Below are 21069 nucleotides of genomic sequence, written 5' to 3' on the forward strand. Positions count from 1 at the left end.
TATCCCCAATTCGGACCAGTGGTCGACCTCGCCTACACTCGGTGGCGTGCCACGTGGTGACGGACGACTCAACCACGACCTGCTCCCCGGTGAGAAGGGCCCCCAGGACGCTTGTGGCGTCTTCGGTGTCTGGGCTCCGGGCGAAGAGGTCGCCAAGCTCACGTACTTCGGGCTCTACGCCCTCCAGCATCGAGGCCAGGAATCCGCGGGAATCGCGGTCAGCAACGGCTCTCAGATCCTCGTCTTCAAGGACATGGGCCTGGTCTCCCAGGTCTTCGACGAGACCTCCCTCGGTTCGCTCCAGGGTCACATCGCGGTCGGACACGCCCGCTACTCGACCACCGGTGCCTCCGTCTGGGAGAACGCCCAGCCGACCTTCCGCGCGACCGGACACGGATCCATCGCGCTCGGCCACAACGGCAACCTCGTCAACACCGCCCAGCTCGCCGAGCTGGTCGCCGACCTGCCCAAGCAGGAAGGCGGCCGCACCCCGCGCGTCGCGGCGACCAACGACACCGACCTGCTCACCGCGCTCCTCGCGGCCCAGACGGACGAGGACGGCAAGCCGCTGACCATCGAGGAGGCCGCCCACAGCGTCCTCCCGCAGGTCAAGGGCGCCTTCTCCCTCGTCTTCATGGACGAGAACACCCTCTACGCGGCCCGTGACCCGCAGGGCATCCGCCCGCTGGTCCTCGGCCGGCTGGAGCGCGGCTGGGTCGTCGCCTCCGAGTCCGCCGCCCTCGACATCTGCGGCGCCGCCTACGTCCGCGAGATCGAACCGGGCGAGTTCGTCGCCATCGACGAGAACGGCCTGCGCACCTCCCGATTCGCGGAAGCGAAGCCCAAGGGGTGCGTCTTCGAGTACGTGTACCTGGCCCGCCCGGACACCGACATCGCCGGCCGCAACGTGTACCTCTCCCGCGTGGAGATGGGCCGCAAGCTCGCGAAGGAAGCCCCGGTCGACGCCGACCTGGTCATAGCGACTCCGGAGTCCGGCACCCCCGCCGCCATCGGCTACGCGGAGGCCTCCGGCATCCCCTTCGGTGCGGGCCTGGTCAAGAACGCCTACGTCGGACGTACGTTCATCCAGCCCTCGCAGACCATCCGCCAGCTGGGCATCCGCCTGAAGCTGAATCCGCTGAAGGAAGTCATCAAGGGCAAGCGCCTGGTCGTCGTCGACGACTCGATCGTGCGGGGCAACACCCAGCGGGCCCTGGTCCGCATGCTCCGCGAGGCGGGCGCCGCCGAGGTCCACATCCGGATCTCCTCGCCGCCCGTGAAGTGGCCCTGCTTCTTCGGCATCGACTTCGCCACCCGCGCCGAGCTCATCGCCAACGGCATGACGATCGACGAGATCGGCACCTCCCTGGGCGCCGACTCCCTGGCCTACATCTCCATCGACGGCATGATCGAGGCGACCACCATCGCCAAGCCGAACCTGTGCCGTGCCTGCTTCGACGGCGAGTACCCGATGGACCTCCCGGACCCCGAGCTGCTCGGCAAGCAGCTGCTGGAGACGGAGCTGGCCGCCGGCCCGGCCGCCACGGCCGCCGCCGACGCGATCCGCCGCCCGTAGACGGCCCGTCACACCTGCCGTACGACACGAAGGTTCTCTTAGCCATGTCCGAGAAAGCCATTGCCGAGGGCGGCGCCAGCTACGCAGCCGCAGGCGTCGACATCGAAGCCGGCGACCGCGCCGTCGAACTGATGAAGGAGTGGGTGAAGAAGGCCCAGCGCCCCGAGGTCCTCGGTGGCCTCGGCGGCTTCGCCGGTCTCTTCGACGCCTCCGCCCTGAAGAACTACGAGCGGCCCCTGCTCGCCTCCGCCACGGACGGCGTCGGCACCAAGGTCGACATCGCCCGCCAGCTGGGTGTCTACGACAGCATCGGCCACGACCTGGTCGCGATGGTCATGGACGACATCGTGGTGTGCGGCGCCGAGCCGCTGTTCATGACCGACTACATCTGCGTCGGCAAGGTCCACCCCGAGCGGGTCGCCGCCATCGTCAAGGGCATCGCCGAGGGCTGTGTGCTGGCCGGCTGCGCCCTGGTCGGCGGCGAGACCGCCGAGCACCCGGGCCTGCTGGGCGAGGACGACTTCGACGTCGCCGGCGCCGGTACCGGCGTCGTGGAGGCCGACCGGCTGCTCGGCGCGGATCGCATCCGGACGGGTGACGCGGTGATCGCCATGGCGTCCTCCGGGCTTCACTCGAACGGGTACTCCCTCGTCCGCCACGTCCTGCTGAACCAGGCCGGCCTGGCGCTGGACGCGCACATCGAGGAACTCGGCCGCACCCTCGGCGAGGAGCTGCTGGAGCCGACGAAGATCTACTCGCTGGACTGCCTGGCCTTGATGAGCACCACCGAGGTGCACGCCTTCAGCCACGTCACCGGCGGCGGACTCGCGGCCAACCTCGCCCGGGTCGTCCCGGACGACCTGCACGCGATCGTCGACCGCTCCACCTGGACGCCGGCCCCGATCTTCGACCTCGTCGGCCGCACGGGCAGCGTCGAGCGTCTGGAGCTCGAGAAGACCCTGAACATGGGCGTCGGCATGATCGCGATCGTGCCGCAGGAGTCCGTGGAGGTGGCCCTGGCGACCCTCGCCGACCGTGGCGTGGACGCCTGGGTGGCAGGCGAGATCACGGACCGGGGCGAGCACACCACCGGTGCCGCCCTGATCGGTGACTACGCGAGCTGAGACACGGGGGTCGAGACCCTGCGCGCAGCACAGAACCCGGTCGGTGACCGGAGTCACCGACCGGGTGAGTGCTTCAGTGCAGGGTCAAGCGCCGCGACGATGCTGCGAGGACTGGCCGTCCTCGTCGTCGTCGTCCTCGTAGAGGTCGGCGTACCGTGCGTACAGGTCGTCGTCCTCATCGTCTTCGAACGGCTCGCCGTTAGGCGGCTGCGGATTCGAAGGCGATGCACCCAGCTCCTCGGCCAGGCGTGAGAGATCAGTCCCACCGCTGTTGTACTTCAGCTGGCGGGCGACCTTCGTCTGCTTGGCCTTGGCCCGGCCGCGCCCCATGGCTCGACCCCCTCAACGACGGGGCTCGACGGCCCCAGAGTCTTGACACGCGTTCATGGTCCGGCACGGACTCTCCGCGGAGAGACCGGTCCGTAGGGCTTCCACGGTACCTGAGCCCGCGCCCATACGGTACGTCGCCCGCATGACGTGCCCGCGCCCAGGACCTTCGAGGCGCCCCGTCCTCGCTGGTCAACCGCGATTTTAACCACTTATCGACGGTCGACCCGCCGGTAGAAGTGAGAGTTCTCTCTAACTGCCCACCGGCGGGTACCGGCCAAACGTACGAGGCGCCCGGGATGGCCGGGGGTCAGCGCGCCCGGCGGGCCACGGCCGCGTCGTGCATCCGCTGCTCGGCGATCCGGTCGGCCGCGGCGGCCGGCGGAATGCCGTCCTCCTTCGCACGTGCGAATATGGCCAGCGTGGTGTCGAAGATCTTCGACGCCTTCGCCTTGCACCGGTCGAAGTCGAAACCGTGCAGCTCGTCGGCGACCTGGATGACACCGCCGGCGTTCACCACGTAGTCCGGCGCGTAGAGGACCCCGCGGTCGGCGAGGTCCTTCTCCACGCCCGGGTGGGCGAGCTGGTTGTTGGCGGCGCCGCAGACCACCTTGGCGGTGAGCGCGGGCACGGTGTCGTCGTTCAGGGCCCCGCCGAGCGCGCACGGGGCGTAGATGTCGAGGCCCTCGGCGCGGATCAGGGTCGCGGTGTCGGCGACGGCCGTCACACCCGTCGGGTGCGCCGCGAGGATCCGCCCCACGGCGTCCTCGCGCACGTCGGTGATGACGACCTCGGCGCCCTCCGCACGCAGGTGCTCCACCAGGTGGTGCCCGACCTTGCCGACGCCGGCGATGCCGACCCGCTTCCCGCGCAGCGAGGGGTCGCCCCACAGGTGCTGCGCGGAGGCCCGCATGCCCTGGTAGACGCCGTAGGCGGTGAGGACGGAGGAGTCCCCGGCGCCGCCGTTCTCCGGCGAGCGGCCGGTCGTCCAGCGGCACTCGCGGGCCACGATGTCCATGTCGGCGACGTACGTACCGACGTCGCAGGCGGTGACGTAGCGGCCGCCGAGGGAGGCGACGAAGCGGCCGTAGGCGAGAAGCAGCTCCTCGCTCTTGATCCGCTCCGGGTCGCCGATGATCACGGCCTTGCCGCCGCCGTGGTCGAGGCCGGCCATGGCGTTCTTGTACGACATCCCGCGGGCGAGGTTCAGCGCGTCGGCGACGGCCTCGGCCTCGTTCGCGTACGGGTAGAAGCGCGTACCGCCGAGCCCGGGGCCCAGGGCGGTGGAGTGGAGGGCGATGACGGCCTTCAGGCCGCTGGCGCGGTCCTGGCAGAGCACGACTTGCTCATGTCCTCCCTGGTCCGAGTGGAACAGGGTGTGCAGGACATCAGCAGGTGCGCCGGTTACGTCGGTCACTGTGGTGACTCCTGAGTAAGTTGCGGCGGGTGGAGACCAGCTCCCGTGGGGGTCCCCCCGCGCTTTTGGCTGTGGGGGAGGATGGCGGGGCTGTTGAGCATGAGATTAGAGCCTGGCGGGCCCGCCGGCCGCACCGTGCACAGGATCACCTCCGACCGGAGTACACCCGTGCGACGATTTGCATAGATTTCCCGCGCGATCGTGAGTGGGTTCCGCAGGTTTTCGCGGCGGTGCGCGGGGGAGGGAGCAGGCGTGCCCAAGGTGACCTCGGTGATCGTCCCCTACGCGACCTACCTGCGCGTGTACGAACCGCTGGCCGCCTTCCCCGAGCCGGAGCGCAGCCACTGGGCCCACTACGCCAGCCGTGCGGACCGCCCCTCCTACCAGGACGAACTCCGCCGCGCCCTGGCCGACTTGGCCCCCACCCCGCCGGTCCCGGTGCCGGTGCACGAGAGCGAGGACGCCTTCGTGCTCGACGTCGACGGCGTCGTCTGCGTCTGCCCCTGGCGCACCCGGCTGCGCGGCTGGCTGGCCCTGGACGAGCTCTCCGAGGAGCTCCCCCCGCCGGTCATGGACGCGGTCCTGCCGCCCGTCCTGCGGCGCCAGGCGGCCCAGGACTACGAGCGCTGGCTGGCGATCAACCCGGACGCCCGGCCGTGGATCCGTACGGCCACCTGGCAGGTGCCGATCAACTGGTTCGTCCTGTTCTCCGACGAGGAGCGCGAGTACGGCAAGGGCGCCTCGGCCGACAGCCCGCCCGTGCTGCGCTACCGCACCCCCATGGTCCAGGCCAGGCGGCGGGTGGCCCGGGGCCTGCGCGCCCTGAAGGAGGCCATGGACGAGGGGCCCCTGATCGACGGCCTGGTGGACGTCGGGCGCTGGCTGGAGGAGTTCCACCCGCGCTCGCTGGTGGAGCTGGACTACGGCGGCCTGGTGCACGCGGTGCCGGCCGGGACGCTGGAGGACGACCACTCCGCCGCGGATGTGGCCGAGGGCATCGCCGCCCTGCGCCGGGGCGACGGGACCGCCGCGGGGGAGGCGTACGCCCGGCTCGTGGAGCGGTGGCGTTCCGTACGTGATCTGCGGTCGGCCAACTGACCGCTGACCTTGATGTCCGTACAGAACGCTCGCAGTCGGTCACGAACTGACGTTTGACGAACCGCCCGATTTGGGGTTTCGTCCTCGCACCGACTTCCTGAAACGGGCCGTGCGTCTCCTGAGGCTTCGTCAACAAGGGACGTAGGAGCCGATCCGGGCAGACCTCTCAAGCAGGCCAAGCGTGACGGACTACACGTACGAGGCTCTTGCGTCGCTTGCCCCTCCTCATGCCAAAATAGGACAAGGAGTCCGGGGAGGGCTCCTTCCGTCCCATGGTGCTGCACTATGGGCGGAATCTCAGCATTGCACGCTTTGGGGGGCCTGGTGACTTCCTGATCGCCCTGTGACTGATCGTCACAGCGGTGTGACTGTCCGCTATGGCATGGTCCATCGGCTTCCGTCGCTGATGGACACCTGGAGGGGCAATTCCATCGGTTTGGCCGACGCGGCTGGACAGATGGTGTAGTTGTAGTGCCGAGGACAAGCCGTTCGTCCTATAACCGACTCGACTCGCGTCCGCCATTTCGGGCAACGCGGGTCAAGGTGCAGAATTTAGAGGAAAGAACCGAGAAGGTTCGGTTCTCCCGAGGAGGCCGCTCATGACCGCTCGCACCCCTGATGCCGAGCCGCTGCTGACCCCGGCTGAGGTCGCCACCATGTTCCGTGTGGACCCGAAGACGGTCACGCGGTGGGCGAAGGCCGGCAAGCTCACGTCGATCCGCACGCTCGGCGGGCATCGGCGCTACCGCGAGGCCGAGGTCCGCGCTCTGCTCGCGGGCATCCCGCAGCAGCGCAGCGAGGCCTGAACAACTGAATAACCGGGCAAACCGGCTGGTTCCCCCACCGGCCGCGGCGTCCGGAACCACAGCACCAAGCGACGCGGGATCCTGCCCCAACAGGCCCCACGCCCAAGCCAGTCAGAGCTCTCCAGGCATACAGCAGGGTGCGTCGTCGATCGCGCTGGACTCCGCCGGGTCCAGCGCGATCTTTTTTGTGTACCCGCGGTGGGTCCGCCGATCCTGCCGTGAGCGGCCTTGTGGGAGCCTGGGGAGGGGTGTCGGATCCCCTGTGTGCGGCACCTCCGAGAGAGTGCAATTGCACATATAAAATTGACCCTTTGTAGGCGGGGTGTAAGTACCGCACTTTCCAAAAAACATGCGGTGACACCCGTCACATACCAAGCGGCTTGTTAGCTCTGCCGAAGCTGCGGTAAAGAAGCGGCCTTCTCCAGCAGCCCATGGCCGCACGGGTGTTGGAGCCGCTCGTGGATCATGCCGGCGCCGGACTCTCGTCCTCCCCGCCCGGACTCGCGGCCTGGGTACCACGCGGCGCGGACTCCATCGCCAGCCGCAGCAGGCGATGGCATATCGGGCAGTGCCGCGTGAGGTGCCGGTACGACGACGCGGCCGACAGGTGCGCGCGCAGCAGAGCCCGCGTCTCGTGCCTGGCCGTTGCCGCCATACGCCACCTCCGGAAGGCCGCACGGGGAACGGCCCTGATTCTGGGGTACCGGCGGAATGAGGGGGCGTCAAGACGGCGTGAGGGGGCCCGGAGAGCTCAAACAGAGGTCAGGTAGCGGCCAGGCACACGAAAAGAAGCCCGGATCCGAAGATCCGGGCTCCTCCACTGCGGTCCTGACGGGATTTGAACCCGCGGCCTCCACCTTGACAGGGTGGCGAGCACTCCAAACTGCTCCACAGGACCAGGTTTCGCGGCGCCATTCCTGCGTTGCGCTGCGAAAAGAGACTGTACAGGAGCGTGAGCCCCGGGTCGAACTCACCCTGCGTGCAGGAGCCGTTACGGCACCGCCGCATCGATCGCCTTCACGATCCGCTTGTCGGAGACGGGGTACGCCGTGCCCAGCGCGTGGGCGAAGTAGCTCACCCGGAGCTCCTCGATCATCCAGCGGATGTCCAGCACCGACGACGGCACCGGCCGGCCCCGCGGCATCTGCTCCAGGAGCCAGGCGTACTCGTCCTGCATCTCGTGGACCTTCTGCATCCGCGTGGTGTCCCGCTGGACGTTCGTCGGCATCTGCTGCAGACGCCGGTCGGCCGCCACCAGGTAGCGCATCAGATCCGGCATCCGGCGCACCCCCGCCTGCGTCACGAAGCCCGGCTTCACGAGAGCGTCCAGCTGCTTGCGCACGTCCTGGAGGTTGGCCAGCAGAGCGGGGCTGCGTACGGCCTTCAGACGGCGCTCACAGGCCTGCCAGGCGGCCAGGACCTGCTGCACCTGCCCCACCGTACGGACGGTCGTGTCGACGATCTCGGCGCGCACCTTGTCGTACAGCTTCCGGTACGACTCCTCGTCCCACGTCGGCCCGCCGAAGTCCCCGATCAGCTTGTCCGCGGCGGCCATGGCGCAGTCGTCGAACAGGCCCTGGACGGAGCCGTGCGGATTCGCGGACAGCGCCAGCTTCTGCGCGTTCGTCAGGCGATCGCTCGCGAATTTCGCCGGGTTCACCGGGATGTTGCGCAGGATCAGCCGCCGTGTGCCCTTCCACATGGCCTGCGCCTGCTCCGCCTCCGAGTCGAAGAGGCGCACGGAGACCGTGTCGCCGTCGTCGACCAGCGCCGGATACGCCTTCACCGGCTGACCGGCCCGGCGGGTCTCGAAGACGCGCGTGAGCCCGCCGATCGTCCAGTCCGTCAGGCCCGAGCGCTCCAGGGACTCACCACCGGCGCGTTCGGCCGTCGCCGCGGCAGCCTGGGAGAGAGCCTTGCGGGCCTTCGGACGCAGCTTCAGCTTCAGCGCCTCCAGGTCCTTGTCCTCGGCCAGCTTGCGGCGGCGCTCGTCGACGATCCGGAACGTGACCTTCAGATGGTCGGGGACCTTGGACAGGTCGAAGTCGTCCGCCTCGAAAGGCACACCGACCATGAGCCGCAGCTCACGCGTCATGGTCGCGGTGAGGGGCTCCTGGAGAGGAACGGCCCGGTCCAGGAACGCCCTGGCGAAGTTCGGCGCCGGGACGTAGTTCCGGCGGATCGGCTTGGGCAGGGACCGGATCAGCTCCGTCACCAGCTCCTCGCGCAGGCCCGGGATCTGCCAGTCGAAGCCCTCGTCCGTGACCTGGTTGAGGACCTGCAGCGGGATGTGGACGGTCACGCCGTCGGCGTCCGCGCCCGGCTCAAACTGGTACGTCACCCGGAACTTCAGATTCCCCTGCCGCCACGAGTCCGGGTAGTCGGCCTTGCTGACCTCGCCCGCCTTCTCGTTGATGAGCATCTCGCGCTCGAAATCGAGGAAATCCGGCTGCTCGTGCCGCTTGTGCTTCCACCAGGAGTCGAAGTGGGCACCGGAGACGACGTGTTCGGGGATCCGCTGGTCGTAGAAGTCGAACAGCGTCTCGTCGTCGACCAGGATGTCCCGGCGCCGGGCACGGTGCTCCAGCTCCTCGACCTCGGTGAGAAGACGGCGATTGTCCGAGAAGAACTTGTGGTGCGTCCGCCAGTCGCCCTCGACCAGCGCGTTCCGGATGAAGAGCTCGCGGCTGATCTCCGCGTCGATCCGCCCGTAGTTGACCTTCCGCTGCGCCACGATCGGCACGCCGTACAGCGTGACCTTCTCGTACGCCATCACCGCGGCCTGGTCCTTCTCCCAGTGCGGCTCGCTGTACGTGCGCTTGACGAGGTGCGCGGCGAGGGGCTCGACCCACTCGGGCTCGACCCTGGCGTTGACACGGGCCCAGAGGCGGGACGTCTCGACGAGCTCGGCGGACATCACGAAGCGCGGCGGCTTCTTGAAGAGGGCCGAGCCGGGGAAGATGGCGAACTTGGCGTTCCGCGCCCCCAGGTACTCGTTCTTCCCGGCGCTTCTCCCGCCCTCCCCTCCCGCGTCCTTCACGTCCTTCATGCCGATGTGCGACAACAGGCCGGCCAGGAGGGAGAGATGGATGCGGTCGTCCGGGGCGTCGTCCTCGTCGAGGTGAATGCCCATCTGCTTCGCGACCGTGCGCAACTGCGTGTAGATGTCCTGCCATTCACGGATGCGAAGGAAGTTGAGGTACTCCTGCTTGCACATCCGGCGGAAGGACGACGACCCCCGCTCCCTCTGCTGCTCGCGGAGATAGCGCCAGAGGTTCAGGTAGGCCAGGAAGTCGCTGGTCTCGTCCTTGAAGCGGGCGTGCTGCTGATCGGCCTGCGTCTGCTTGTCGGCGGGACGCTCACGCGGATCCTGGATGGACAGCGCGGCGGCTATGACCATGACCTCCCGCACACAACCGTTCTTGTCCGCCTCCAGCACCATCCTGGCCAGCCGGGGGTCCACGGGCAGCTGAGCCAGCTTGCGGCCGGTGTCCGTGAGCCGCTTGCGGGGGTCCTTCTGCGCCGGGTCGAGGGCGTTGAGCTCCTGGAGCAGCTGGACGCCGTCGCGGATGTTGCGGTGGTCCGGCGGGTCGATGAAGGGGAACTTCTCGATGTCGCCGAGGCCGGCCGCCGTCATCTGCAGGATGACGGAGGCGAGGTTCGTCCGGAGGATCTCCGGGTCCGTGAACTCCGGCCGGGCGTTGAAATCGTCCTCGCTGTACAGCCGGATACAGACACCGTCCGACGTACGGCCGCAGCGACCCTTTCGCTGGTTGGCACTCGCCTGCGAGACCGGCTCGATGGGCAGACGCTGAACTTTCGTGCGATGGCTGTAGCGCGAGATCCGGGCGAAGCCGGGGTCGATGACGTACTTGATGCCCGGGACGGTCAGCGAGGTCTCGGCGACGTTCGTGGCCAGAACGATCCTGCGACCGGTGTGCGGCTGGAAGACGCGGTGCTGCTCCGCATGGGAGAGCCGGGCGTAGAGCGGCAGGACCTCCGTGAACCGGTAGTTCTTCTTCGTCAGCGCGTCCGCCGTGTCCCTGATCTCCCGCTCACCCGAGAGGAAGACGAGGATGTCACCCTTCCCCTCCTTCTGCAGCTCCTCCACGGCATCGGTGATCGCCGTGATCTGATCACGGTCGGCGTCGTCGCCGTCCTCCTCCAGCAGGGGCCGGTAACGGACCTCCACGGGGTACGTACGGCCGCTGACCTCGACGATCGGGGCATCACCGAAATGCCGCGAGAAGCGCTCGGGATCGATCGTGGCCGAGGTGATGACGACCTTGAGGTCGGGCCGCTTCGGCAGCAGCTGGGCGAGATAGCCCAGCAAGAAGTCGATGTTGAGGGACCGCTCGTGGGCCTCGTCGATGATGATCGTGTCGTACGCCCGCAGCTCACGGTCCGTCTGGATCTCGGCGAGCAGAATGCCGTCCGTCATGAGCTTCACGAACGTGGCGTCCGGGTCGACCTGGTCGGTGAAGCGGACCTTCCAACCGACGGCCTCACCGAGCGGGGTCTCCAGCTCCTCGGCGACGCGCTCGGCGACCGTCCGGGCTGCGATCCTGCGCGGCTGCGTATGCCCGATCATGCCGCGCACGCCGCGCCCGAGCTCCAGGCAGATCTTGGGGATCTGCGTCGTCTTGCCCGAGCCCGTCTCGCCGGCGACGATCACGACCTGGTGGTCGCGGATGGCGTCGGCGATCGCGTCCTTCCTCTGGCTGACCGGCAACTGCTCGGGGTACGTGACCTCGGGCACGAGGGCACGCCGCCCGGCCATCCGTTCCTCGGCCCTGCCGACCTCCGCCTCGATCTCGGCGAGCACGGCGGCCCGTGCCTCCGGCTTACGGATCTTGCGCGCACCTTCGAGCCTGCGCCCGAGCCGGTGCGCATCGCGCAGGGACAGCTCGGTCAGGCGGGGGGCGAGGGCGCCGAGGGCGGGGGCGGGGTGCGTAGACATACGGGATCCAGGATCTCATCCCCTGCAAAACAGAGGCGAACGGATTTCGACCAAGCACCCAGATCATCTTCGAGCGCTTGACCGGGCGGTAATTCGATCGAGTGGCCGTAGATCGATCACCTGACCGGAGCACCGGCCCCGCTCTGGATTCCCCGACGTGAAGCTCGTGATCCGCGTCAGACTCCTGCCGACCCCCGAACAGGCATCGGCACTACAGGCAACCTCCACGCCTGCAACGCGGCAGCCAGCCACGTCTCCCACAGCTCGTACCACAGGCGTGGTCCACGAGGCATACAAGAAGGCCCCGATCCGAGGATCGGGGCCTTGGCTGTGGCTGGGGCCGGGGTCGAACCGGCGACCTTCCGCTTTTCAGGCGGACGCTCGTACCAACTGAGCTACCCAGCCACGAGGTTTCACGTGAAACCTCAGCGGTCCTGACGGGATTTGAACCCGCGGCCTCCACCTTGACAGGGTGGCGAGCACTCCAAACTGCTCCACAGGACCAAGCTTCGTACGACAGTGTCGCACAGGGTGATGCGTGCCCCCAACGGGATTCGAACCCGTGCTACCGCCTTGAAAGGGCGGCGTCCTAGGCCGCTAGACGATGAGGGCTATCGGCCCGCCTGCGCGCTTCTCAGCGCGTCGGGGACGTGAGAAGCATATGGGATGGCGGGAGGTATCGCCAAAACGGTTTATGGGGAGGCCGACGGAGTGCCTTCCGGCGGGGTGCCGAGGGAGGTGCCGGGGGAGGTGCTGGGAGAGGTGCCGGGAGAAGGGCTTGCTCCGGGCTGGTTCTCCTTCGGGAGGTGGCGGCTGACCTCCGCCGTCGTGAGGCCGAGGCCGCCCAGTTCGATCTCGTCCCAGGCCTGGAGCAGGCGGGTGTCCCGGTCGAAGTAGAGGATCGACGCCTCGATGGGGTCGGGGTGCTTGCCCTCGATGGCGCGCAGGCCGCTGCCGCCGGTGGAGCCCTCGATGCGGAGCCGGGTGCCGTACGGCAGGTTCTCCATCTCGTCGTGGTGGAGGTGGCCGGCCAGGACGAGGGGGACTTCGCCGTCGACCTCGCGGGCGGCGGAGGGCTCGTGGGCGACGGCGATGTCCACCGGGGTGCCGGCCGTGCGCTGGTCGCGCAGGGCCGTGGCCAGGCGGGCTCCGGCCAGTTCCTGGGACTGCTCGGCGCCGGTCCGCCGTGAGCGGTCGGGGGTGAACTGGGGGTCGCCGATGCCCGCGAAGCGCAGGCCCTTGATCGTCTGTGCCCGGCCGTCGTCCAGGACGTGGACGTTCTTCAGGTCCTCCAGGTAGCGCTGGGTGATCATCGAGTCGTGGTTGCCGCGGACCCAGACGTAGGGGGCCCCGAGGTCCTCGATGGGGTCCAGGAAGCCGTTCTCGGCGGCCGTGCCGTGGTCCATGGTGTCGCCGGAGTCGACGATCACATCGACCTTGTACTGCTCCACGAGCGAGGCGATGATCTTCCAGCTCGCGGGGTTGAGGTGGATGTCGGAGACGTGCAGGACCCGGATCGTGGAGGGGTCGGGTGCGTAGGCGGGGAGCGTCGAGGTGGCGTTGTAGAGCTTGGTCACGTTGGTGACCAGGCGGGCCAATTCCTTCTGGTAGACGTCGAATTCCGTGACGATGCTGCGGGCGTTGCCGACCAGGGAGGGGGCGGAGATGAGCAGGCCGGAGAACTTGGGTTCCAGGACCGAGTCGGGACGCCAGGTGGCGTACGCCGTGCCGCCCGAGGCGGCGAGCAGGGTGAGGGCGAGGCCGCCGGCGGCCAGGGCGCGGCGGGGGCGGCGGTAGACCACGAGGCCGAGGGCGGTGGCGCCGGCGACTACGGCGACACCGGAGCGCATGGCCAGGTCGAGGGTGCCGCGGCCGACGTCCTCGGTGACCTCGTCCTGGAGGCCGGAGAGGCGTTCGGGGCGGTCGACCAGGGCCTGGGAGCGGTCGGGGTCCAGTTGGTCGACGTTCACGTCGAGGCGGACGGGGGCGATGTGGCTGTTCAGTTCCAGGGCGCCGAGGGGCGAGATGTTGATCTTGGTGCCGCCGGTGAAGGAGGGGCGCAGGGTCATGGTGGTGTTCATGGGGCCGACCGGGGCCCGGACGTTGCCCACGACCAGTAGCCCCAGCCAGGCGCCGAGGAGGACGACGGCCACGAGTCCCGCCGCACGGGTCCACGGGTGGGGCTGCGCCACGAGTTCGATCGTGGCGGGTGCCTGGCGGGAGCGGTAGTGGCGGGCCAGGGCTCGTGGGGCCTGGCGGATCGGGTTCAGGACACTCCGGACTGAGGCGGGGGCGCGGGACATTGGTCCCGTATGCCCAAGTGCGGGGCTGGATATGCGGCGGCGGGAGGCTCTTGTGCGGCGGGTTCGTGGCTGACAATGGGCCTGTGCTGGAGATGACGCGTGAGGAGTTCGAGGAGCTGGTCGCCGAGGCGCTCGACCGGATCCCGCCGGAGTTGACGCGACTGATGGACAACGTCGCGGTGTTTGTCGAGGACGAGCCGCCGGCGGACGATCCCGAGTTGCTCGGGTTGTACGAGGGGACTCCGCTGACCGATCGGGGTGAGTGGTACGCCGGTGTGCTGCCGGACCGGATCACGATCTACCGGAACCCGACGCTGCGGATGTGTGAGTCGCGGGAGGACGTGGTCGCGGAGACGGAGGTCACCGTGGTGCATGAGATCGCGCACCACTTCGGTATCGACGACGAGCGTCTTCACGCGCTGGGCTACGGCTGACCGGGTTGTGAATACGGGGCGCGTGTCCTCTTGTGGGCGGCGGGAGTTGGAGGTGTTGACTTCCTCACCCTTTCCGGAGGTGGCCCCGTGCGCCCCTTGTACGTACCCGTCCGACTGGCCGCCACGGTCGTGGCGGTCGCCGCTGCCGCCGGCTGCATGAGCGTCGGCGACGACGACGTGGGCGGGAGCGTCAAGCCGTCGCATTCCGCCGGGCAGCGGGGTGGTGAGGCGTCCGACGGCGGGCCGGCGGTGTCGGGCGGTGGCGCCGGGCCCGGTGCGGCCGGGGCCGACGGTGAGCGGGGGCGTGGCAAGGGTAAGAAGGACAAGAAGGATAAGAAGGGCAAGAAGGGCGAGGGTGGCGAGGTGGGGGAGTCGGCGTCCCCCGAGGCGTCGCCGAGCGCTGACGCGAGCCCTGGCGTGCCGGGGCATGACAAGCCGGGGAAGCCGGCCCGGCCCACGCCGAAGCCGTCGGTCCCGCCGGCGCCCACCCGGACGGCCGAGCCGGAGCCCACGCCGACGCCGCAGGAGCCGACGACGTCTCCGGAGCCGACGCCGGAGCCGTCGTCGTCGGCGCACGAGCCCTCGGGGACACAGCTCGCGCAGCGGGAGCCGGCACCGGAGGCGGGGTCACCGGCGTAGGGCCGGGGATGCGGGGGAAGTTGTCCTCCCGGGGCGGGAACAATCCCGGCGGGAGGGTGGTTGGAGTTCCTGGGAGCGCTGTCCGGTCGCCGGACGGTCTCCCGCTGTCGCCTGCACAGTCCGGTTTGCCTTACGGGACCTGGAGTGCGTATGGTGGCAGATCGTTTGATCCCATCTTGCCCGGCGCCACTGCAGAGCGCGCCGTGTGGCGCGTACTCTCCCTTGCCGTGGTGGACCGCATTGAGGCGGTCGTATTGCGAATCGCGAATCACGGAGTTGACGGGCGCGTGCCGACTTGAGACTCCGGAAGGTTTCGCATTCGCATGTCCATCGCCAGTACTGATCACGTCGTCGTGCCCGAGAACGAGGCAGCCGAGGACGCCCCCGAGGTCACGTTCGCGGACCTCGGCCTTCCCGAAGGCGTCGTGCGCAAGCTCGCGCAGAACGGCGTGACCACCCCCTTCCCGATCCAGGCCGCGACCATCCCGGACGCCCTGGCCGGCAAGGACATCCTCGGCCGTGGCCGCACCGGCTCCGGCAAGACCCTGTCGTTCGGTCTGCCGACCCTGGCCACGCTGGCCGGCGGCCGTACCGAGAAGCACAAGCCGCGCGCCGTCATCCTGACGCCGACACGTGAGCTCGCCATGCAGGTCGCCGACGCGCTGCAGCCCTACGGCGACGTCCTCGGCCTGAAGATGAAGGTCGTCTGCGGCGGTACGTCGATGGGCAACCAGATCTACGCCCTGGAGCGGGGCGTCGACATCCTGGTCGCCACGCCGGGCCGGCTGCGCGACATCATCAACCGGGGTGCCTGCTCGCTGGAGAACGTGCAGATCGCCGTTCTCGACGAGGCCGACCAGATGTCCGACCTGGGCTTCCTGCCCGAGGTCACCGAGCTGCTCGACCAGGTCCCGGCCGGCGGCCAGCGCATGCTCTTCTCGGCCACGATGGAGAACGAGATCTCCACGCTGGTCAAGCGCTACCTGACCGACCCGGTCACGCACGAGGTCGACAGCGCCCAGGGCAACGTCACGACCATGTCGCACCACATCCTCATCGTGAAGCCCAAGGACAAGGCGCCGGTCACCGCCGCGATCGCCTCCCGCAAGGGCCGCACGATCATCTTCGTCCGCACCCAGCTGGGCGCCGACCGTATCGCCGAGCAGCTGTGCGACTCCGGTGTGAAGGCCGACGCGCTGCACGGCGGCATGACGCAGGGCGCGCGTACCCGGGTGCTCGAGGACTTCAAGAAGGGCTACGTCAACGCGCTCGTCGCGACCGACGTCGCCGCCCGCGGCATCCACGTCGACGGCATCGACCTCGTGCTGAACGTGGACCCCGCCGGCGACCACAAGGACTACCTGCACCGTGCGGGCCGCACCGCGCGGGCCGGCCGTACGGGCACGGTGGTGTCCCTGTCCCTGCCGCACCAGCGGCGTCAGATCTTCCGGCTGATGGAGGACGCGGGCGTCGACGCCTCGCGCCACATCATCCAGGGCGCCGGCACGTTCGACCCCGAGGTCGCCGAGATCACGGGCGCGCGGTCGATGACCGAGGTCCAGGCCGAGTCGGTGGGCAACGCCGCGCAGCAGGCCGAGCGTGAGGTCGCCCAGCTCGCCAAGGAGCTGGAGCGGGCGCAGCGGCGTGCGACTGAGCTGCGTGAGGAGTCCGACCGGCTGGTGGCCCGGGTCGCCCGCGAGCAGGGTGAGGACCCGGAGGCCGCGGTGGCCGAGGCTCAGGCAGCGGTGGTGGCCGCGGCGGCCGAGGTGTCCGTGCCCGAGCAGCCGGCGGCGCAGGATGTCGACCGGGCGGACCGGGACGACCGTGGTGGACGTTCGTACGAGCGTCGTGACGACCGTGGTGGTCGTGGCTTCGAGCGTCGTGATGACAACCGTGGTGGTGGACGTTCCTTCGAGCGTCGTGACGACCGTGGTGGCCGTGGCTTCGAGCGTCGTGACGACAACCGGGGTGGCGGTTTCCGCCGCGACGACCGTCGTGATGACAACCGTGGTGGTGGACGTTCCTTCGAGCGTCGTGACGACCGTGGTGGCCGTGGCTTCGAGCGCCGTGACGACAACCGGGGTGGCGGTTTCCGCCGGGACGACCGTCCGGGCCGCTCCTTCGAGCGCCGGGACGAGCGCGGTGGGCACCGTGGCAGCGACCGCCCCTTCAACCGTGACCGTCAGGGCGACCGTCCCGGCTTCCGGTCCTCCGGTCACGACCGCCCCTCCGGCCGCCGTGACGACCACCGCACCGGCGGCTCGTTCCAGCGCCGTGAGGACAAGCCGCGCTGGAAGCGCAACGGCTGACATCAGTGCTTGAGGAGCGCCGTGGCTCCGTCCCGACGGGCGGGCCGCGGCGCTCTGTCGTTCCGGCGGGTTGCGCGGGATGCGCGCGGACACGCCCGAACCGGTCGATTCGGGGCGCCTATCGGCCCTGTTCGTCGGTCCGGCGGGGCCGGGACCCCGATACCCGATCGGAGACTCGGCGTCGTCGGGCTATGCTCGTGGGGGCAACATCGCCTGGGCCCTTAGCTCAATTGGCAGAGCAGTGGACTTTTAATCCATTGGTTGTGGGTTCGAGTCCCACAGGGCCTACAGCTCGACCCCAGGTCAGAGAGCATCTGATCTGGGGTCGTTGGCGTTTTTCGGGCTTTGGTGGTCGTTAGCTCGCCCGATGCTCGCCCGAAGTGCAGACGATCAAGACATGAAGCGGCCCCGGCGGCGTCGGGGAGACGCCGGCCGGGGCCGCGGGGTCAGCCTGGGCGCTGTGCCCGGCTGGGTGGATCAGGGCTTGGGAGGGGCCACGAACCCCCGGACAGGCCTCTGCTCTTTCGGGGCACGTGACGCGGGCTGCTGCGTGCGCTTCCACGCCGCCACCATCTCCGCATAGCGCGGGTCGATCCATTCGGACTCGGTCTCAGACACGGCGCCTCCCTTCACCGGCAGGCTACGCCACCGTCGGCTTCGGCTTCGGCGTAACGACGATCGTGCACTCGGGGGCGTGCTGGCAGTTCGCCGCCACCGACACGAGCGTCTCGTCCGAGGGCGGGCCCCACAGCTCCGCATCCGCCTCCCACCCGAGTTCCGCGATCTTCTCGCGAGTCCGGTCCAGGATCGGCGGATCGTAGTTGGTGGGGTCGTAGCCCGGGAAGTGGTGCACGAAGCTGCCGAGGGACTCGCACAGCTCGGCGTACATCGCCGTGTGCAGGATCAGCGCATGCCACCCCTCGTCCACGATGCGCGACGGGGCCAGCCCGACGCCGGGGTTCTTCGCGCAGGCCGCCACGAACTTGAGGGCCTCGTCGACGATGCGGCCGGCCAACGTCTCGTCCATGTCCGGGTTGGCATCCATGACCGTGCCGCGGACGCTGGCGAACCGCTCGTCGGTGATGAGCATGCGGGCGAGCCCGGGCAGCGCGTCGGGAGGCGTCGGGCCGGGGCCGGGGTTCGGAGGTACGCTCACAGTGATCTCCTTCGCTGGTAGCGGATGGGATGGCCCCGCCCGGGCCGGGGTTCTTCGCGGGATTCACCGGCCGGGCGGGGAGTCTTGGGGTTACGGGCGGGGCCCCTGGCGGACGAGCCGGTACAGGATCAGCCCGACTTCGCAGCGGCTCGCGTCGTCCGTGCACTGCTCGCACATCGGGGCGTGCAAGCTGTCCCAGGTGGCGGGCGCGCAGGCGGTGACCCGCACGACCTCACCGCCCAAGCGCACATCGAGGGGGAACTGTGTGGGGTTGCGATATGTCCGATTCCTGAAGACCGGACGGCGTGCGCGGCCGAGCAGGCCTCTGACCTGCGGCGATGCGCATGCGATCAGGCCTCTGACCTGGTCGTCTGCTCTACGGGCCGGCGAACCAGTCGACGCTGGTGTGCAGCTGGACGACGTCGGCGAGGGGCCGGTTGCCCTTCTCGCTGTTGCACTTGCGGAGGCAGACGGGGCAGCCCTTGACGCCGTGGATGGGTGCGAGGTTGTCGGGGTCGAGCCGGGCGCCGCCCTTGCTGACTGGGTGGACGTGGTCGGCGGTGTCGCTGGCCCCGTGGCCGCAGACGATGCACACGTCGGATGCGGCGAGGATGCGGGCGCGCAGTTGCCGGTACTCGTAGCTGGTGAGTTCGTCGCGGTCGGTGGCCACGGTCACCCCCTGGCATGCCGCGGCCCGGCCTGCGTGGTGCGGGCCGGGCCGGAGTTGGCGTGGTCAGGTCTTGGGGCAGAGCGTCTTGCGCAGCCCGATGTTGAGGTGCGCACCGTCGTCGTCGGTGAGCGTGATCCCGTTGTAGGAGAACCGCTCAGCGGCGAGGCGGTCCGGGTTCTTGGCGCCGCCGTTGAGTCCCGAGCACTGGTTGCGTGCGGCGTCGATGGCCTTGTCCTCGTCGGCGGTGAGCTTGGCGTTGACGTCGTGGATGGCGGCGAGGAGGGCGTCACGCTTGGCGCCGGTGGGCTCGGCGGGGATGCCGGCGGCCTTCTCAGCGGCGCTGTTGTCGGTGCTGGGCTGACTGCTGCTCTCGGTGGTCTTGGGCTCGCTGTCGTTGTTGTCGCTGCTGCAGCCGACGAGCGTGATGGCGAGCGCGGCCGTGGCTACGGCGATGGTCGTGCGGATGCGCATGATCCCCCCTGGTAGTACTGGTGCGTCACGGGTGTGACGTGTGGGGGATGGCGATGGTTGTGCTGTGGCACGACGAAGCCCCGACTGTGAGCGGCAGTCGGGGCTTCGTCGTGTGTCTGTGGTGCCGGTTGAGGGCACAGTTGTACACCCGGATCGTGACACGCGGCTGACCTGCGGTCAAGCGGCCTTGACCGCGGCACGTTTCACGGTGAGTGCGGCGACGTCTCGGGCGGCGTACCAGGGGTGTCGTTCGGTGCCGCCAGCGCGGCGCAGTTGGCCGCGTTGGACGAGCTTACGGACGCCGGCGGGGCCGATATCGAGGGCGCGGGCGACGTCGCGGGTGCCGTAGTAGCCGGGCGGTGCCTCACTCATCGGTCCATTGTGATGCAGTGCTGGGCAGGTTGTAGCACCTGCGGTGTGCTTCGATCTCGTCATGGATGCGGTCGAGGACCTCGCGGCATGACTGCTCGAAGGAGCGGCTGATCTCGTCGGCTTGCTCGTCGCTGCAACGGCCGCTGTTGATGTCCTCTTCGACGAGTTCCCGCGCGCGGTCGTTCGCGATGTTCTGCTTGCGGTACTTGTCCTGCAGACGCCGGAGCTCGGCCGTCCCCGCGGGCTCGTTCAGATCCCCAACGTCGGTCATGCTGCGGTCCCTCCCCTTGTGGCGCTGGTTCCTATGGTGCTTCCAAGGCCGACGGCCCGATATTCCGACGTCGAGTCAGTTGTCTTGATCGTTGCGTGAGGCGGCCTCGTCGTGTGCCCGCCCGAGGTCGCCTGGTGGGGGAGGTGGTTACACGCAGGGGAAGTGGCTCGGCGGGTAGTGCCCGGCGCAGTTCGGGCAGTAGTTGAGCGGTGGCTGCTCGTATCGGAGGGCGGCGAGGAGGCGTCGGATCATCGCGCGTTCACCTCCTCGATGATGTGGATGTGGGTGTGGTTGGGCCGGTTGGGGGGCGCGGTCTTGTAGATCAACATCCCCTTCTGGTTTTCGAGAGGGGTCACACTGAGAAGCTGATGACCTGCGCATTCGCGGCAGGTGGGGCGCTCCTCCTGTGGTGGGGGAGTGGCGGACGAATCGGACATGCGGCGGCGGGCGGACCACCACACCGCAGCCGCGCCGACCACCCACACGGCCAGGACTCCGACCTCAGCCGACACCGCCCACACGGCCGCCAGAGGCACGCCGCCGAGCACCAGAAGCACGCAGCCACCGGCCGCCGTGCTGCGCTCCTCGGGCTCCTCGACGGGGGCGCGCCGCTTCTTCCGGGCGGCCATCACAGCGCCCCGTACACGTGGTCACCGAGCCAGTTCACGGCGACCGCGAGAGGTGCTGCGGCGAACCCGGCCACGCCCGCGCTGGTGCCGAGGCAGATCCCGCACCACGCGCCGGCCTTGATGTCGCTGCCGTACCGCGGCTTCTTCGCCAGGACGACCATGACGGCGGTGAGGATGAGCACGACGGCGCCGCCGGCCTGTGTGAGCGGCAGGTAGGTGACGCCCGATGCGCGGACGCCCGATTGGCCACCGACGCCCCAGACGAGGGCGACGTCACCGAGCCAGTTGGAGATCCACAGGGTGGTGTCGGCTGCCCAGCCGACGAGTCCGCCAAGGGTGAGGATGGCGAGGACGCCGTAGGACCAGGCGAAGAGGAACGGGAGTAGGGCGGCGGCGTGGTGGGCCAGGTTGGACTGGAGGGCCTTGAGGCCGGGCCACCAGTTGGTGAGGTGGTAGGCGAGGATGAGGAGTCCGACGGTGACACCGCCGTAGGTCACGAACGTCATG

The 21069-nt window shown here is 69.1% G+C and carries 19 protein-coding genes and 5 tRNA genes; 8 read left to right on the forward strand and 16 right to left on the reverse strand.

Annotated elements, in window-relative coordinates; genetic code table 11:
- Positions 1 to 46: 46 nt before the first annotated feature.
- Together purF and purM are read left to right on the forward strand one after the other, a co-directional pair.
- Entirely contained in the window at positions 47 to 1576 is a 1530-nt protein-coding gene (purF, locus tag ACFU3E_RS10935; RefSeq protein ID WP_384154844.1) for an amidophosphoribosyltransferase, read from the forward strand.
- Between the two features lie 44 nt (positions 1577 to 1620).
- Positions 1621 to 2700 (forward strand): phosphoribosylformylglycinamidine cyclo-ligase, encoded by a 1080-nt coding sequence (gene purM / locus ACFU3E_RS10940; RefSeq protein WP_384154845.1) that lies wholly within the window; start codon positions 1621 to 1623, stop codon positions 2698 to 2700.
- Positions 2701 to 2784: 84 nt separating this feature from the next.
- Here the strand turns inward: purM and ACFU3E_RS10945 are convergent, their stop codons facing one another.
- Both ACFU3E_RS10945 and ACFU3E_RS10950 read right to left on the reverse strand, forming a co-directional pair.
- Positions 2785 to 3030 carry a DUF3073 domain-containing protein gene (locus tag ACFU3E_RS10945; RefSeq protein ID WP_053669978.1) on the reverse strand — a complete coding sequence of 82 codons (246 nt, stop codon included), beginning with the start codon at positions 3028 to 3030 and terminating at the stop codon, positions 2785 to 2787.
- A 307-nt stretch (positions 3031 to 3337) separates the two neighbouring features.
- Positions 3338 to 4444, reverse strand: a complete 1107-nt coding sequence (locus tag ACFU3E_RS10950) for a Leu/Phe/Val dehydrogenase (RefSeq protein WP_384154848.1) — start codon at positions 4442 to 4444, stop codon at positions 3338 to 3340.
- Between the two features lie 252 nt (positions 4445 to 4696).
- On the opposite strand from ACFU3E_RS10950, the gene ACFU3E_RS10955 reads away from it, so the two are divergent.
- Together ACFU3E_RS10955 and bldC are read left to right on the forward strand one after the other, a co-directional pair.
- Entirely contained in the window at positions 4697 to 5542 is an 846-nt protein-coding gene (locus ACFU3E_RS10955) for a hypothetical protein (RefSeq protein ID WP_384154849.1), read from the forward strand.
- 599 nt (positions 5543 to 6141) lie between these two features.
- A complete protein-coding gene (bldC, locus tag ACFU3E_RS10960; RefSeq protein WP_003949541.1) occupies positions 6142 to 6348 on the forward strand; it encodes a developmental transcriptional regulator BldC in 207 nt (68 codons plus the stop codon).
- Between the two features lie 463 nt (positions 6349 to 6811).
- Here bldC and ACFU3E_RS10965 read toward each other — a convergent pair whose 3' ends face one another.
- The 7 genes from ACFU3E_RS10965 to ACFU3E_RS10995 form a co-directional block, all read right to left on the reverse strand.
- Complete coding sequence (locus tag ACFU3E_RS10965; protein WP_384154851.1) at positions 6812 to 7003, reverse strand: DUF6274 family protein; 192 nt, start codon at positions 7001 to 7003, stop codon at positions 6812 to 6814.
- 168 nt (positions 7004 to 7171) lie between these two features.
- Positions 7172 to 7246 (reverse strand) — tRNA-Asp (locus tag ACFU3E_RS10970).
- A 93-nt stretch (positions 7247 to 7339) separates the two neighbouring features.
- Entirely contained in the window at positions 7340 to 11308 is a 3969-nt protein-coding gene (gene hrpA, locus ACFU3E_RS10975; RefSeq protein WP_384154853.1) for an ATP-dependent RNA helicase HrpA, read from the reverse strand.
- 331 nt (positions 11309 to 11639) lie between these two features.
- Positions 11640 to 11713, reverse strand: a tRNA-Phe gene (locus tag ACFU3E_RS10980).
- A gap of 24 nt (positions 11714 to 11737) precedes the next feature.
- Positions 11738 to 11812: transfer RNA gene (locus tag ACFU3E_RS10985), tRNA-Asp, on the reverse strand.
- Positions 11813 to 11847: 35 nt separating this feature from the next.
- Positions 11848 to 11920: transfer RNA gene (locus tag ACFU3E_RS10990), tRNA-Glu, on the reverse strand.
- Positions 11921 to 12000: 80 nt separating this feature from the next.
- The gene (locus ACFU3E_RS10995; RefSeq protein WP_384154855.1) at positions 12001 to 13611 is read right to left on the reverse strand and encodes a metallophosphoesterase; all 1611 of its coding nucleotides are present in this window, start codon (positions 13609 to 13611) and stop codon (positions 12001 to 12003) included.
- Positions 13612 to 13694: 83 nt separating this feature from the next.
- Here ACFU3E_RS10995 and ACFU3E_RS11000 point away from each other — a divergent pair, with 83 nt between their 5' ends.
- From ACFU3E_RS11000 to ACFU3E_RS11015, 4 genes are all read left to right on the forward strand, one after another.
- A complete protein-coding gene (locus ACFU3E_RS11000; RefSeq protein WP_184593542.1) occupies positions 13695 to 14045 on the forward strand; it encodes a metallopeptidase family protein in 351 nt (116 codons plus the stop codon).
- Between the two features lie 87 nt (positions 14046 to 14132).
- Positions 14133 to 14684: a hypothetical protein gene (locus tag ACFU3E_RS11005; protein WP_384154857.1), complete on the forward strand. Its 552-nt coding sequence runs from the start codon at positions 14133 to 14135 to the stop codon at positions 14682 to 14684.
- A 323-nt stretch (positions 14685 to 15007) separates the two neighbouring features.
- Entirely contained in the window at positions 15008 to 16993 is a 1986-nt protein-coding gene (locus ACFU3E_RS11010; protein WP_384154859.1) for a DEAD/DEAH box helicase, read from the forward strand.
- A 215-nt stretch (positions 16994 to 17208) separates the two neighbouring features.
- Positions 17209 to 17281, forward strand: a tRNA-Lys gene (locus ACFU3E_RS11015).
- Between the two features lie 352 nt (positions 17282 to 17633).
- Here ACFU3E_RS11015 and ACFU3E_RS11020 read toward each other — a convergent pair.
- The 7 genes from ACFU3E_RS11020 to ACFU3E_RS11050 all read right to left on the reverse strand — a co-directional run bounded on the left by ACFU3E_RS11020 (position 17634) and on the right by ACFU3E_RS11050 (position 21068).
- Complete coding sequence (locus ACFU3E_RS11020) at positions 17634 to 18083, reverse strand: glycine-rich domain-containing protein (protein WP_384154991.1); 450 nt, start codon at positions 18081 to 18083, stop codon at positions 17634 to 17636.
- A gap of 442 nt (positions 18084 to 18525) precedes the next feature.
- Positions 18526 to 18819 carry an HNH endonuclease gene (locus ACFU3E_RS11025; protein WP_384154861.1) on the reverse strand — a complete coding sequence of 98 codons (294 nt, stop codon included), beginning with the start codon at positions 18817 to 18819 and terminating at the stop codon, positions 18526 to 18528.
- Positions 18820 to 18882: 63 nt separating this feature from the next.
- The gene (locus tag ACFU3E_RS11030) at positions 18883 to 19290 is read right to left on the reverse strand and encodes a hypothetical protein (RefSeq protein WP_384154863.1); all 408 of its coding nucleotides are present in this window, start codon (positions 19288 to 19290) and stop codon (positions 18883 to 18885) included.
- Between the two features lie 177 nt (positions 19291 to 19467).
- Positions 19468 to 19662 carry a hypothetical protein gene (locus ACFU3E_RS11035; RefSeq protein WP_384154865.1) on the reverse strand — a complete coding sequence of 65 codons (195 nt, stop codon included), beginning with the start codon at positions 19660 to 19662 and terminating at the stop codon, positions 19468 to 19470.
- Positions 19655 to 19933 carry a hypothetical protein gene (locus ACFU3E_RS11040; protein WP_384154867.1) on the reverse strand — a complete coding sequence of 93 codons (279 nt, stop codon included), beginning with the start codon at positions 19931 to 19933 and terminating at the stop codon, positions 19655 to 19657. The genes ACFU3E_RS11035 and ACFU3E_RS11040 overlap by 8 nt, the downstream gene beginning before the upstream one ends.
- 248 nt (positions 19934 to 20181) lie before the next feature.
- Entirely contained in the window at positions 20182 to 20562 is a 381-nt protein-coding gene (locus tag ACFU3E_RS11045; RefSeq protein WP_384154869.1) for a hypothetical protein, read from the reverse strand.
- Positions 20562 to 21068, reverse strand: coding sequence for a hypothetical protein (locus tag ACFU3E_RS11050; protein ID WP_384154871.1), 507 nt, complete (start codon positions 21066 to 21068; stop codon positions 20562 to 20564). The genes ACFU3E_RS11045 and ACFU3E_RS11050 overlap by 1 nt, the downstream gene beginning before the upstream one ends.
- Between the last annotated feature and the right edge of the window lies 1 nt (position 21069).

The organism is Streptomyces sp. NPDC057424 (genome assembly GCF_042803315.1).
GTDB lineage: Bacteria > Actinomycetota > Actinomycetes > Streptomycetales > Streptomycetaceae > Streptomyces.